12 protein-coding genes are annotated in these 14,421 nt (G+C 60.0%); 1 reads left to right on the top strand and 11 read right to left on the bottom strand.

Going from position 1 to position 14,421, the window contains the following annotated elements; all coding sequences use genetic code 11:
• Window positions 1–56 precede the first annotated feature (56 nt).
• The 6 genes from plsY to pobA form a co-directional block, all read right to left on the bottom strand.
• On the bottom strand, window positions 57–662 hold the full coding sequence (gene plsY / locus FOY56_RS14030) for a glycerol-3-phosphate 1-O-acyltransferase PlsY (RefSeq protein ID WP_146346490.1): 606 nt from the start codon (window positions 660–662) through the stop codon (window positions 57–59).
• Window positions 662–1,942: a dihydroorotase gene (gene pyrC / locus FOY56_RS14025; protein ID WP_146346489.1), complete on the bottom strand. Its 1,281-nt coding sequence runs from the start codon at window positions 1,940–1,942 to the stop codon at window positions 662–664. The genes plsY and pyrC overlap by 1 nt, the downstream gene beginning before the upstream one ends.
• Complete coding sequence (locus tag FOY56_RS14020; protein ID WP_146346488.1) at window positions 1,939–2,322, bottom strand: hypothetical protein; 384 nt, start codon at window positions 2,320–2,322, stop codon at window positions 1,939–1,941. The genes pyrC and FOY56_RS14020 overlap by 4 nt, the downstream gene beginning before the upstream one ends.
• On the bottom strand, window positions 2,322–2,855 hold the full coding sequence (locus FOY56_RS14015; protein WP_146346487.1) for a hypothetical protein: 534 nt from the start codon (window positions 2,853–2,855) through the stop codon (window positions 2,322–2,324). The genes FOY56_RS14020 and FOY56_RS14015 overlap by 1 nt, the downstream gene beginning before the upstream one ends.
• Window positions 2,852–3,793, bottom strand: a complete 942-nt coding sequence (locus tag FOY56_RS14010) for an aspartate carbamoyltransferase catalytic subunit (protein ID WP_146346486.1) — start codon at window positions 3,791–3,793, stop codon at window positions 2,852–2,854. Before FOY56_RS14010 ends, FOY56_RS14015 begins: the two co-directional genes overlap by 4 nt.
• A 156-nt stretch (window positions 3,794–3,949) precedes the next feature.
• Window positions 3,950–5,122, bottom strand: coding sequence for a 4-hydroxybenzoate 3-monooxygenase (pobA, locus tag FOY56_RS14005; RefSeq protein WP_146346485.1), 1,173 nt, complete (start codon window positions 5,120–5,122; stop codon window positions 3,950–3,952).
• An 88-nt stretch (window positions 5,123–5,210) separates the two neighbouring features.
• Between pobA and FOY56_RS14000 the strand changes: the two genes are divergently transcribed.
• A complete protein-coding gene (locus FOY56_RS14000) occupies window positions 5,211–6,080 on the top strand; it encodes a helix-turn-helix domain-containing protein (RefSeq protein ID WP_246139489.1) in 870 nt (289 codons plus the stop codon).
• Between the two features lie 134 nt (window positions 6,081–6,214).
• Here FOY56_RS14000 and FOY56_RS13995 read toward each other — a convergent pair whose 3' ends face one another.
• The 5 genes from FOY56_RS13995 to FOY56_RS13975 are packed head-to-tail and all read right to left on the bottom strand — an operon-like array spanning window position 6,215 to window position 14,361.
• Window positions 6,215–8,824, bottom strand: coding sequence for a nitrate reductase (locus FOY56_RS13995; protein WP_146346483.1), 2,610 nt, complete (start codon window positions 8,822–8,824; stop codon window positions 6,215–6,217).
• Complete coding sequence (gene nirD, locus FOY56_RS13990) at window positions 8,821–9,156, bottom strand: nitrite reductase small subunit NirD (RefSeq protein WP_146346482.1); 336 nt, start codon at window positions 9,154–9,156, stop codon at window positions 8,821–8,823. The genes FOY56_RS13995 and nirD overlap by 4 nt, the downstream gene beginning before the upstream one ends.
• A complete protein-coding gene (gene nirB / locus FOY56_RS13985) occupies window positions 9,153–11,585 on the bottom strand; it encodes a nitrite reductase large subunit NirB (protein ID WP_146346481.1) in 2,433 nt (810 codons plus the stop codon). Before nirB ends, nirD begins: the two co-directional genes overlap by 4 nt.
• 5 nt (window positions 11,586–11,590) lie before the next feature.
• On the bottom strand, window positions 11,591–13,273 hold the full coding sequence (locus FOY56_RS13980) for an ABC transporter ATP-binding protein (RefSeq protein ID WP_146346480.1): 1,683 nt from the start codon (window positions 13,271–13,273) through the stop codon (window positions 11,591–11,593).
• Between the two features lie 5 nt (window positions 13,274–13,278).
• Complete coding sequence (locus FOY56_RS13975) at window positions 13,279–14,361, bottom strand: ABC transporter permease (protein WP_146346479.1); 1,083 nt, start codon at window positions 14,359–14,361, stop codon at window positions 13,279–13,281.
• Between the last annotated feature and the right edge of the window lie 60 nt (window positions 14,362–14,421).

Genomic DNA, 14,421 nt, shown 5'->3' with positions numbered 1-14,421 from the left:
TTCTGCAATTACAGAAATAACAGATTACATGAAAACCGCAACCACTTTGTTACAGGTTACTTCTCCCCGATTTTCGGTTCGGTTCCAGCGCGGATACGTTGAATATTGGCCGCGTGTCGCCAATAGATCAGAAGCGTCAGGACGATCCCAAGCACCAACCCGATGCCATAGCCCAGCAAGACAGCCCAGACCGTCGAGAACGCCGCAGCGATCAGCGCTGCCGAAGACGAGGTACGCGTGACAGCCGCACCCACTAGCCAAGTCGCGCAGCAGGCAAGCCCCACAGGCCAGGCCAGCGCCAGCCAGATACCAAGGAAGGTCGCGACCCCCTTGCCGCCCTTGAACCCCAGCCAGACCGGAAAACAATGGCCCAGAAAAGCGGTCAGTGCGGCCAGCTGAACGGCGTCTTCTCCCGCGAATGCCCGGGCCAGCAATACGGCAACGGCCCCCTTGCCGCCATCCAGCAGCAAGGTCAGCGCAGCCGCCGGTTTGCTGCCAGTCCGCAGCACATTGGTGGCCCCGATGTTGCCCGACCCGATGTCGCGCAGGTTGCCAAGTCCCATCACCCGCGCCAGCACCATGCCAAACGGGATCGAGCCCAGACCGTATCCGATCAAAGCCCACAGGATCAGGAACGGAACAGGCGTTTCAATGAGGGGCATCAGGCTCTCCGATAAACCGGCTGTCCGGCAACATAGGTCGCCAGAACCTTACCCTGCATCCGCTGGCCGTCAAACGGCGTGTTGCGGGATTTGGAACGCAGGGTGGATCGGTCAAGGATGAACGGCGCGTCCGGGTCGAACAACACCAGATCCGCAGGCGCGCCGGGGGTCAAACGGCCAACGGGCAGGCCCAGCCGTTTCGCCGGGTTCAGCGCCATCGCCCGGAACAGGTCCGGCAAGGTCAGATACTCCGCGTGATAGAGGCGCATGGCCGCTGGCAACAGGGTTTCCAATGCAACTGCGCCACTGGCGGCCTCTTCAAACGGCAGGCGTTTGCTTTCTTCATCCTGCGGCGTGTGCATCGAGCTGATCGTGTCGATCAGGCCGGTTTTGACGGCCTCGACAACCGCCAGCCGATCCTCTTCGGACCGCAGCGGCGGCTTGACTTTGAAGAACGTCCGATAGTCGGCGACGTCCAGTTCGTTCAGCGTCAGATGGTGGATGCTGACCCCTGCCGTGATGTCCAGCCCGTTGCGCTTGGCGCGTTCCAGAGCGGGCAGCGCGCGGGCCGTGGTGATCTGGTCGGCGTGATAGCGCGCGCCAGACATTTCGATCAGGGCAATGTCACGATCCAGCCCCATACGCTCGGCCATCGGGCTAACCGCAGGCAATCCGCGCAATGACGCGAATTTGCCACTGGTGGCCGCCGCCCCCGCGCTCAGCGTCGGCTCCTGAGGATGCGCCATGACCAAGGCACCGCACGACCGGGCATAGGTCAGCGCCCGCAGGAACACCTTGGTGTTTGAGACAACATGATCGCAATCGGTGAACGCCACCGCCCCGGCATCCATCAGAAAGCCGATCTCGGTCATCTCGCGCCCGTCACGCCCCTTGGTCAGCGCCGCCATTGGCACCACGTTTACCGGCGCATCGACCTGCGCGCGGCGGGTGACAAATTCCAGCGTTTCGGGGCTGTCGATCGTCGGCATCGTATCAGGCCGGGTGACGATGGTGGTCACACCGCCCGCCGCGGCTGCCAGACCGGCAGACTTGTAACTTTCCTTGTGCCGCTCGCCGGGTTCGCACACTTTCACGCCGATATCGACAATACCGGGGGCCAGGCATTTACCGCCACAATCCACCAGTTCGACATCATCCGGCACGGCAACCTCGTGCCCTTCAGCGGCGATCCTGCCATCGCGGACCAGCAATGTTCCCAGATCGTCAATGCCCGATTCGGGGTCGATCAGGCGCGCATTTGTGAACAGGATATTGGTCATAAGCACGCCCTTTCGATGGCCGCCTTGGTTTTCGCAGGCTCTGCCTGATACTTGATCAGGTACTTGTGGCCATCCCGCGTGATCACCTGAACAAAACTGCCCATGGTCCGTACAGCCTCAACATTCGCCAGGGCAACCCGCTGATCACCCGGCCCTACCAAGGCTCCGTCATCGATTTTCCAGACAACGGCCAGTTCTTCCGAGGCAAGGTATACGCCGCGCAAGGCAATCGCCGCCAGACCAGCCACCGCGCCAGTCCAGACATAGGCGTTGCCCATGGCCCACAGGATGCCCATCGCACCGGCCATCGCCAGCGCCGCCATCCATGCATGGTTGCGGATATAGGCCGCGCGATCAGGCGGGAATGTAAGGTCAGTCATCACAAAACGGTCCACAGAATGCCAAGTACGATCAGCGTCATTACCACCGCAAACAGGATGGCGCCGATCTTGCGCGCTTCGGCCCGGGCTGCACGCGGCGGCGGTTTGGCGGCGGAAAAGGGTTTGGCACTGTCGGTCGTCATCGGCGTCGCACTCCAATCCGTTCCGGGCTCATGATAGGTGGCAACCAACCTGACCCCCGGATCGGGACGCAATGTCATCGGCTGTCCGGAAAACGCGCTGCTACGCAGGATCATGACATATCCAGTTAGCGCGCCCAGCGTATTCCAGTCCGGGTTGATCTGATCTTTCGGCACCCCCAACCCGTCAATCAGGTACCCGTTCAATCCAACCTCTTCGAGGTCGTCCAGCCGAATGATGTCGATATGCGCATCGTCCAGACCTTCGGCGCCCAGCACCTGCTGTGCCGCCCCGGGTTCGCGCAGAAATCTGGCCTGTTCATCGGGCAGATCCAGCGCAAAGATGCGGATCACGCCGCGTTCACCGGCCGGTATCGTCAGATCATCACTCATGCCATGCGCCTCGCGACCTGATTGCGGGCCAAAAGCTCCATCGCGGCCATACGAACGGCAACACCCATTTCGACCTGATCCTGTATGACCGACCGGTTGATATCGTCAGCCAGCGTTCCGTCAATCTCGACGCCCCGGTTCATCGGGCCGGGATGCATGACAATGGCATCGGGCTTGGCAAGGCTCAGCTTGGCCGCGTCCAGTCCATAGCGGTGATAATATTCGCGTTCGGATGGAATAAACCCGCCATCCATACGTTCTTTTTGAAGCCGCAGCATCATCACCACATCAACGTCTTTCAACCCTTCGGACATGTCCTCATAAACCTCGACCCCGAATTCACCGATCTGCGCGGGCATCAACGTTGGCGGCCCGATCAGGCGCAACCGGTTTTCCAGTTTGCCCAGCAGCATGATGTTCGACCGCGCGACACGTGAATGGGCAATGTCGCCGCAAATCGCGATATTCAGCCGGTGCAATCGTCCCTTGGCCCGCCGGATGGTCAGCGCATCCAGCAACGCCTGAGTCGGATGCTCGTGCCGCCCGTCCCCGGCGTTCAGCACTGCGCAGTTCACCTTTTGCGCCAGCAGATCCACCGCACCCGAATGCGGATGGCGCACGACCAGCAGATCGGGGTGCATGGCGTTCAGCGTCATCGCGGTATCAATCAGGGTTTCCCCCTTCTTGATCGAACTCGCCTGCATCGACATGTTCATCACATCCGCGCCAAGCCGCATGCCTGCCAATTCAAAACTGGCCTGCGTCCGGGTCGAGTTTTCGAAGAACATGTTGATCTGGGTCAGCCCGGACAAAACGTCCGAATGCTTGTCAGATTTTCGGTTCAGATCGACATAGGTTTCGGCCAGATCAAGGATCGCCAGTATATCGTCAGGCTTAAGCTGTTCGATTCCCAGCAGGTGGCGGTGGGCAAATGTCATGAGGCAGCTCCGATCCGACAGTCGGCTCGGGTTATAGAAAGACCCGAGGCCGGGGGCAATAGACCTGAATTGGCCGACCCGCCGATTAAGCGCACCCCAGCCTATTGAAAGGGGAGCCGCTGGCTCCCCGATGCTATCACGGCCAGCGCACCCGGGTCAGTAAGGCAACCCAACATAGTTCTCAGCCAAAGACGCTTGGGCAGAATCAGACGTAAACAGATACTCAAGGTCGATATCCTGCAGCCGCCGATCATACTCGATGCCTTCCGGAAAACTGTGCAAAAGCGACGTCAGCCACCATGAAAACCGTTGCGCTTTCCAGACCCGCGCCAGGGCTTTTTCCGAATAGGTTTCCAGCCCGGTATCATCCCCGTTCTCATAATGATCGACCAGCGCGTGGTAGAGGTAATAGATATCCGACCCCGCCGAATTCAGCCCCCGCGCCCCGGTTGGCGGTACGATATGTGCCGCGTCCCCGGCCAGAAACATGTTCCCATAGCGCATCGGCTCGGCCACGAAACTGCGCAAAGGGGCAATCGACTTTTCGATAGACGGCCCGGTTTCCAGATTGGCTCCGACGTCTTCCGGCAAGCGCCGCTTCAGCTCGGCCCAGAATTCCTCATCCGGCCAATCGTCCGTCGTGTCGGTCAAAGGCACCTGGATGTAATACCGGCTCAGGATCTGGCTGCGCATCGAACACAAGGCAAACCCGCGGTCGTGCTTGGCATAGATCAGTTCGGGCGAGACCGGTTTTGTCTTGGACAAAACGCCCAGCCAGCCAAAAGGATACACCTTCTCATATTCTTTCAACACGTCCTTCGGGATCGACTTGCGACTGACACCATGAAACCCGTCGGCACCGATGACGTACTGGCAATCGACGCGGTACAGATCATCCCCCTGACGATAGGTAATATACGGCGCATCCGATGTCAGATCATACGGCTTCACATCCAGCGCGCCATGCACAACTTTGCCGCCCATCTTGTCGCGCGCGTCGTACAGATCCTTGGTGATCTCGGTCTGCCCATAGACAATCACCGAATTCCCATCTGAATATTTGGACAAATCCATCCGGTCCTTGATCCCGTCATGGGACACAAAGAACCCTTCGTGAATTTCGCCCTCACGGTCCATCCGTTCGCCGCACTGTGCTTCGCGCATCAACTCGGCAAAGCCATGCTCCAAAACACCCGCCCGAATCCGGCCCAGCACATATTCGCGGCTGTGCTTTTCCAGAACGATATTGTCGATTCCCTTCAGATGCAGAAGCTGCGACAGCAACAGACCCGATGGCCCGCCACCAATGATGCCAACCTTGGTTCTCATGAGTATTCCTCCGATTCTGCCGTCAACATGCCTCGAAAGACCCGATTTGCGAATGGATCGACCGCGCAAATTCTTGTACATATCAAACATGACTTCACTTGATCAGACAGACCGCATCCGCTCCTACAACCTGTTCGGCGAAACCGCCGAAATCCCCGATGTCGTGCATTGCGAAACGGTTCAGGACCGCTCGCAGCTGCACAATTGGGAGTTCCGCCCCCATCGCCATGCCCGGCTACATCAGGTGCTCCTGATTGCGGACGGCGGCGGGCAGGCGCATATCGACGGACAGCAAGTTCAGATGACGCCGGGCATGGCGATCAATGTTCCGCGTGGCCATGTTCACGGGTTCTCCTTTCAGGAGGGCACCCAGGGCTGGGTGGTCACGCTCAGCTCGGATCTGGTCGATGACTGCCTGCGCGAAGGCGAAGGACTGGGCAGCGTTATGCACGTGCCTGCGACAACTACGCTCACCCCCGACCTGCGCGCCCTGGCCGAGCAGATCTTTGCGGAATATGGCCGCCGCACCTTCGGGCGCGCCCATATCCTGCGCGCCATGGCCGCACTTCTGATCGGGCTGATGGCTCGTGCGGTCCAGTCCGAACAGGGCCAAGTCGATCCGGGCCGCGACAACCCCCTGTTTCGCCGGTTCGAAACACTAATCGAAACAGAATACCGCAACCGCATACCCGTTGCCGACTACGCCGCTCAGCTGGCCGTGTCGCCCACACATCTCAACCGGATCGTCCGGCAGGCCACCGGTGGATCCGCCTCAACCCTGATCAACGACCGAATGCTTCGCGAGGCGCGGCGCCTGCTGATCTACACAACCCTGTCCGCCGCCGAAATCGGGTATGAACTTGGCTTTGCCGACCCTGCTCATTTCTCCCGCGTATTTTCCACAGGCACCGGCCAGCCGCCGCGCCAGTTTCGCAAACGCATGGAGGAACAGACCTAGTCCACCAAACGGGCCCCTGCACGGCTTCTTTCTTGTTCGAAATACCCCAGGGAGTTTGAGGGACAGCGTCCCTCATCCTGAAAACCCAATGCGCCGCAGGCGCGCAATCTGATCACTGCTGCCAAAAGAAAGCGTCATTCAGCGGCCATCTTAACCGGTGCAACAGCATCGATCAGGTCCTGCAATTCAGGTCGGCAAGATCCGCAGTTGCTGCCCGCCCCAAGGCAGGCCCCCAACGCGTCGACCGTGCGGGCTCCATCCGATATGCTCCGGCGGATCTGCTCGGACCCGATGTCGAAACACGCACAGATCGTCGCGCCACGGTCCGGCTGCTCCGCCCCGGCTACCCCAGCCAAAGCGGCCATCGGCGGCGTCTCGGTTCCGATCAGCGCGACGGCAGCTGACCGGGCCACTGTGACCGGTTCACATGCGGCAAAGAACAGGCCAAGCAATTGACCGCCGTGATGGATCGCGACCCGATAAACACCTCCTGCCGGGTCTTCGACAACGCTGGCTTCACCGTCGGGCAAGTTCAGAACAGCGCGGGCTTCGGACTCCCAGCTTTCTGGCAGGCGAACGCCAGCGACCTCGGCGCGCCAGCCCGATTTGCAGCGCGCAATCGCGGCATATGGCCGGGTCGGTTCCATCGGCGCGGCGCTGACAGCAAAGCCATACCACCCTGCCTCGAACTGCTTCAGCGTCACATTTGCACCCTTTGACGCGGGTTGACCTGACACCGGGTCTGTCACCGCATCGACCAGCGCGTTGATCCGGCTTTGCGAGGCTGTGATATCCGTCCAATGCATCGGAGCGAACACCGATCCAAGTTGCGCCTTGGCAGTGATCAGAACCCGCAGGATCACCCGTCCACGGGGGTTTTCCACCACGGCCAACTCGGCATCCCTAAGCCCGGCAGACACCGCATCTTCAGGGTGAATTTCAAGATACGGCTCTCCCATATGCATGCCCAGCCGTGGTGACCGACCCGTGCGGGTCATGGTGTGCCAGTGGTCGCGCACCCGGCCCGTGTTCAGGCGCAAACCCGCGCCTACGGGTTTCCGGTCTGGTGGTGTGATCGGCAACATCCGTGCCTTGCCGCCGGGATGATAAAACCCTCCATCCGCAAAGAACCGGCCACCCGACGCCGCATTGCGTGGCACCGGCCAATAGGTCGGCGGCATCGCGTCATACGCCTGATCCCCAAGGTCAGCCAACCCCGAGATGTCAAAGTCGCGCCCCAACATCCCCGACACAGACGACAAGGCGGCATATTCGCGAAACACTTCAGCTTCGCTGGCAAAATCAAACGCATCGTGCCAGCCCATGCGGCGGCCAACATCAGCGATGATGTCCCAATCCGGGCGGGCCTGTCCCGGCGCGGGCAGGAACGCGCGCTGACGCGAGATACAGCGTTCCGAATTCGTGACAGTCCCCGATTTTTCACCCCAGCCAGTGGCAGGCAGCAAGACATCGACCAGCCGGTTGGTGTCGGTATCAATCACGATGTCGCTGGCCACGGTAAACGGCACCGCGCGGATTGCTTCGACCACTTTGTCTGCATCAGGCATCGACACCGCCGGATTGGTCGACATGATCCAAAGCGCCTTGATTTTCCCGTCCGCGCAGGCCTGAAACAGGTCCACCGCCTTAAGACCCGGCGCGTCTGCCATGGCAGGAGAGGCCCAGAACGTCTGAACCGCATGGCGGTGATCGGCATTTTCAAGGTCCAGATGGCAGGCCAGCATATTGGCCAGACCGCCTACTTCGCGCCCGCCCATCGCATTTGGCTGCCCGGTTATCGAAAACGGCCCGCAACCCGGTTTGCCAATCCGACCCGTGGCCAGATGGCAATTCAGGATCGCGTTGACCTTGTCGGTGCCGCAAACCGATTGGTTCACGCCTTGCGAATACAGCGTGACAACCTTGTCCGTGCCACACCAGAGGTCCAGAAACTGATCAATCTCGGTGTCACTCAAACCGGTCATTGCGCGGTCCGAGCCATGTGCGGCCTTCACCGCATCGCCCAGGCCATCGACATGCGCCGCAGTATAGTCCGCGTCGATCAGACCACGCGCGTCGATCTGCTCCAAAAGCAGGTTGAACAGCGCCGCATCGCCATCGGGGCGGATCGACAGGTGCAGGTCGGCAATCTTGGCCGTGGCGGTTCTGCGCGGATCGATCACCACAACCTTCAGCCCGGGCCGCGCCTTTTTGGCTGCAACAATCCGCTGGAACAGCACTGGGTGGCACCAGGCCAGGTTTGACCCCACCAGCACAATCACCTCGGCCTCTTCGAAGTCGGCGTATTGGCCGGGAACGGTATCGCTGCCGAAGGCCCATTTGTGCCCCGCCACGGACGAGGCCATGCACAGCCTTGAATTCGTGTCGATATTTGCGCTGCCGATATACCCCTTTATCAGCTTGTTCGCGACATAGTAGTCTTCAGTCAGCAGCTGCCCCGAAACATAGAACGCCACCGAATCCGGGCCATATTCCTCAACCGCGGCCCGAAAACGCTCCGCGACCAAGTCCAGCGCCGGATCCCACCCGGTTTCGACCCCGTCCACACGGGGCGCCAACAACCTGCCCTCAAGCGATACGGTTTCACCCAATGCCGTGCCTTTGGAACACAACCGCCCGAAGTTCGCCGGGTGATCGGGGTCGCCAGACACCGTGCCGTCTGCCTTGGCCAGCACGCCGCATCCGACGCCGCAATACGGGCAGGCGGTTTTGACCGATGTCATTCCGCGGCCCGCATCTGCAGGAAATTGGCGTCCAGATAGACCCGGCCGGCATCAATGCGGGCCGGATAGGTCGCCACTCCGCCGTCATCTGCACCTTGCGCCTGACCGGTTTCAAGCGAAAATACCCAGTTGTGCAGCGGGCATGTCACGGATGAACCGTGCACGATACCTTCGGCCAATGGTCCGCCCTTGTGCGGGCAGGCATTGTCCAACGCGAACACTTCATCCAGAATGGTGCGAAACACGGCCACGCACCCCAGCGGGGTTTTGACAACCCGCGCACCGCGCTGCGGGATATCGCCCAGCGCCCCGATATCGATCCAGTCGCTCATTCTGCAGCCTCCAGTTTGAAATCGGCGATCGGCTGATACGCGTTGGCCTGTTCGGCGACATGTTCGGCCCAGGGGTCTTTCTGATAGATTGACTGTGACAGTTCGAACCGCTCGATCAGCGCCTGACGTTCGTCCAGATCATCGACAATCCGTTCCTTGACCCAGTCCAGCCCGACCTTGGCGATCCACTTATAGGGTCGGTCCAGATACTTGGCGTTCTCGCGGTAAAGCTGCATGAACGCGGTCGCCAGATCGATGGCCTCTTGTTCCGAGGCAACATCAGCCAGACGCTGGGTCTCTTTCAGATCCATACCAGCCGCGCCGCCAACCCCGATCTGATAGCCGGAGTCGACACAGACCACGCCGATATCCTTACAGGTGGCTTCGGCACAGTTGCGCGGGCATCCCGACACGGCCAGCTTGACCTTATGTGGCGACCATGACCCCCACAGCTTTTTCTCAAGCTTGATCCCCAGACCGGTGCTGTCCTGCGTACCAAACCGGCAATGGTCTGTCCCGACACAGGTTTTCACCGTTCGCAGACCCTTGGCATAGGCATGGCCCGATACCAGCCCGGCCCGATTCAGATCGGCCCACATGGCAGGCAGATCTTCGCCACGCACCCCTAGAAGGTCGATCCTCTGGCCACCTGTCACATGCACCGTCGGCACATCGTATTTTTCAGCCGCATCGGCAATCGCGCGCAATTCGTTGGGCGTGGTCATCCCGCCCCACATCCTTGGCACAACGCTGAACGTACCATCCTTCTGGATGTTGGCGTGCTTGCGTTCGTTGATGAACCGGCTTTGCGGATCGTCCTGATATTCGACCGGCCAATCGGCCAGCAGGTAATAGTTGATCGCCGGGCGACAGACATGGCACCCGCACGAGGTTTTCCACCCCAGTTCCTGATGTACAGCCGCCATCGATTTCAGTTCTTGCGACTTGATCAGGCGACGAACTTCTTCGTGGGTCAGATCGGTACAGCCGCAAATGCCGGCTTGCTTGGATTCAAACTCGTCGCCCATGGTGACGGCAAGCAATTGTTCGACCAATCCCGTGCACGTCCCGCAGGATGCACTTGCCTTGGTCGTGGCCCGGACCGCGCCCAGATCGGACGCGCCCCCTGTGATGGCCTCGACAATGGTGCCTTTACAAATGCCGTTGCAGCCGCAGATTTCTGCGTCAGGCGGTAAGGCTGCAACGGCCGCCATAGGGTCCAGGGGGGCACTCCCCTGAAAGGCGGGGCCAAAAATCAGCGTCTCGCGCATGTCCGAGATGTCGGTCTTGTCGCGGATCATCCCGAAGAACCAGTTGCTGTCAGCCGTGTCGCCATAGAAGACCGCGCCGATGATCCGGTTGTCTTCGATCACAAGGCGCTTATAGACACCGCGCGCCGGATCGCGGAACACGATGTCTTCGCGCCCTTCGCCATCCGCAAAGTCGCCTGCACTGAACAAATCGCACCCGGTGACCTTCAGCTTGGTCGACAGCTCTTTCTGAACAAAGGTCGCCTTTGCCCCCATCAGGGTCTGCGCTGCCACCTTGGCCTGATCGTACAGCGGAGCCACCAGACCAAAGATCGCACCGTCATGTTCGACACATTCGCCAACCGCCAGCACATCCGGGTCCGAGGTGATCATCTGGTCATCCACATAGATGCCCTTGCCAACCTGCAACCCACTGTCCTGGGCCAAAGCCACATTGGGGCGGATGCCAACAGCCATGACTAGTAGATCACAGGGCAGCTCGGTTCCGTCATCCAGCAACAGCGCCTTGACGTGGCCGTTTTCACCAAGGATCTCCTTGGAATTCGCCGAGCATTTGACGGTAATGCCCTTGTCGATCAGCGCCTTGCGCAGCAGATACCCGGCGGCCTCGTCCAACTGACGCTCCATCAGGTGGCCCATGATGTGCACAACGGTCACGTCGACTCCGCGTGCCGCCATGCCAGCCGCCGCTTCCAGCCCCAGCAGACCGCCACCGATCACGACGGCTTTGTGGCCTTCGCCCAGCCCCATCATCCGCTCGGTATCTTCCAGGTCACGATAGGCAATCACGCCTTCCAGATCATGCCCCGGAAAAGGGATGATGAACGGGTTCGATCCGGTGCCAAACACCAGCTTGTCATAGGGCAGAACATCACCGTTTTCCGCCGTAACCGTCTTGGCACCCCGATCCACCGATGCGACCTTTTCGCCAAAGCGGCAGGTCACACCGCGCTCGGCATACCAATGGGCATCATGCGTCACGATTTCGTCGTACGTTTTGTCGCCAGACAGAACCGGGCTCAGCATGATCCGGTTATAGTTTCCGCGCGGCTCAGCGTTGAAGAGAGTAACCTCGACATCCGCGCCTGCGTCACTCAGGTGCTCCAGCACCCGTCCCGAGGCCATACCGGCCCCGATAACGACGATTTTCTGTGTCATCGTGTTCACTCCGCTGCAATCGGCGCAGGCGCCGGTTTCGCTTTGGGCTTTGCGCCGTGCTCGTATTCCTCAAGGAAATCCAGCACTTCCTGACGGAAAGCGTAATAATCGGGATGTTCCAGCAACGCCTTGCGGGTGCGGGGGCGGGGCAGATCGACATCGACAATCTTGCCGATGGTCGCCTGTGGTCCGTTGGTCATCATCACCACCCGGTCGGCCAGCAAGATCGCCTCATCCACGTCATGGGTTACGCAGATCGCGGTGACCTTGGTCCGATCCCAGACCTCCATCAACACTTCCTGCAGCTCCCAGCGGGTCAGGCTGTCCAGCATCCCAAAGGGCTCATCCAGCAACAGCAGTTTCGGGCTCAGCGCAAAGGCCCGCGCAATACCAACCCGCTGTTTCATGCCATTCGACATATCCGCCGCGCCGCGGTCCATGGCATCAGCCAGACCCACACGCTCAAGATAGTACTCAACCACATCCTGACGTTCGGCCCGCGACGCCTTGGGATAGACTTTGTCGACCCCGATGGCGCAGTTTTCACGCGCTGTCAGCCAGGGGAACAGGTTGGGCGACTGAAACACCACCGCACGTTCCGGATCGGCCCCTTCGACATGCCGCCCATCCAGCCTGATCGCCCCTTTCGAGATCTCGTTCAACCCGGCGGCCATCGTCAGAACCGTGGATTTGCCACAGCCCGAATGCCCGATCAGCGAAATAAACTCGCCCTTGTTGAGCTTAAGGTTGAAATCCTCGACCACGGTCAACGGCCCCTTCGGCGTCGGATAGATCTTGTGGAGCTGGCTGAAATCCAGAAAGTTCCGGTCGATCATGCCCTTCTGAGCATCGGCAACAGCCGCCGGCACCGAATGGATCGGCGTCACATTCGGCAGAGTTTTGGTCCCTTCTGCCTTCGCCTCGATTCCGACATCCATCAGATACGTCGTGACCTTGGCCCGCAGTGCTTTGAACCCCTCGTGATGGTTCATCTCACCGCGTTCACGTGGACGCGGGATGGTGACCTTGAACTCTTCGCCCAGCGTTCCGTCCGGGTTCAGCGCGATGATCCGGTCCGCCAGCAAGATCGCTTCGTCCACATCATTGGTGATCAGCACACAGGTCTTTTTGTCCGCCTCCCAGATGTGTTCGATCTCATCTGCCAGATTGGCCCGGGTCAGCGCATCCAGCGCCGACAGGGGTTCGTCCAGCAGCAACATCTCGGGGTCCATCGCCAAAGCACGGGCCACGTTCACCCGTTGCCGCATCCCGCCCGACAATTCCGCCGGACGGCGGGTGGCCGCATGATCCAGCCCCACCATCTTGACGTAATGCGCAACCTTGTCAGCTTTTTCAGCCTTGGACAGGTTGGGGAACATCGTATCGACCGCCAGACCCACATTTCCGTTCACCGTCAGCCACGGCATCAGCGAATAGTTCTGAAAGATGACGCCCCGTTCCGGCCCCGGCCCGTCAATCGCCTTGCCGCGATATGTGACCTCGCCCTTCGACGGCATCTCAAGACCCGCCATCAGGTTGATCAGCGTCGTTTTGCCCGACCCTGAGAACCCGAGAAGCACAAGAAACTCGCCCTCCTCAACCTCCAGATCGATGTTTTTCAGAACATGGGATGCCGCAGTGCCTTCGCCGAAGGATTTGCTGACATTCTTGAATTCAAGCACAGCCATCTGGATCACCGATTATTCGTGAAGGTAAACAGCGACTGGATCGCGAACATCAACCGGTCCAGCAGGAAGCCGATAATCCCGATGGTCAGAACCGCCACCATGATCTTGGCCAGAGACTGCGAGGATCCGTTTTGGAACTCATCCCATACGAACTTGCCCAACCCAGGGTTCTGCGCCAGCATTTCGGCCGCAATCAGAACCATCCAGCCAACACCAAGCGACAGACGCAACCCGGTGAAAATCAGCGGCAGGGCCGAGGGCAGAACCAACTTGGTGATCTTGGTCCAGGTGTTCATCTTCAGAACCTTGGACACATTGACCAGATCCTTATCGATCGACGACACACCAAGTGCCGTGTTGATCAGTGTCGGCCACAGCGAACACAAGGTTACCGTGATGGCCGAGATCAGGAAGGACTTCGAAAACAACCCATCATTCACGGTGTAAGTGGCCGAGACCACCATGGTCACGATCGGCAACCACGCCAACGGGGACACCGGCTTGAAAATCTGGATCAACGGATTGATCGCGGCGTTTGCTGTCGCCGACAACCCGGCCATGATCCCCAAAGGCACCGCAACAATCGTGGCCAGCAAAAATCCGAAGAACACGGTTTTGATCGACGTCCAGATCTGCTGATAATAGGTCGGCTGCCCGGTGTAAGCGCGTTCCTTGACCTTCTCGGGCTTGCCCATTTCGATGTATTTGGCGTTGCGCTCGTCCTGACGGACATAAAACGCAGCTTCCTTTTCACGCTCACGCTTGGCGTCGGCATGCAGGTTTTCGACCTGCTCCCACACCTGCACCGGTCCCGGAACCGCCCCCAGCGACGTCTGCACCGTCGGGGCCAAAGCGGCCCAGGCAAGCAGGAAACCGGCGATGGCCAGCATCGGCACACCCAACAACCGCCAGACGTCTTTCATCTGCGCGCGCGGGTTGTCCCCGGCGGCGGCTTTCAGCAAGGGCGTCACCCAAGCCAGGCCCAGGACCTGAAAATAGGCGTCAGCCTTGTTGATACGATGGAACATCCGCGCCTGCCGCTCGGCACGGGCCTGTTCTGCGGCGAAATCGGGATCGACGGTGGTCATGGCTAGGTCCTTGGCTCGATCAAGTAAGAGAAAAACGGGAGGGCGGGCGGGGCGATGCGC

Source organism: Falsiphaeobacter marinintestinus (assembly GCF_007923355.1).
Classification (GTDB): domain Bacteria; phylum Pseudomonadota; class Alphaproteobacteria; order Rhodobacterales; family Rhodobacteraceae; genus Phaeobacter_A; species Phaeobacter_A marinintestinus.
Note: the sequence above shows the minus strand (reverse complement) of the source record. Positions and strands in the feature narration are given on the sequence as shown.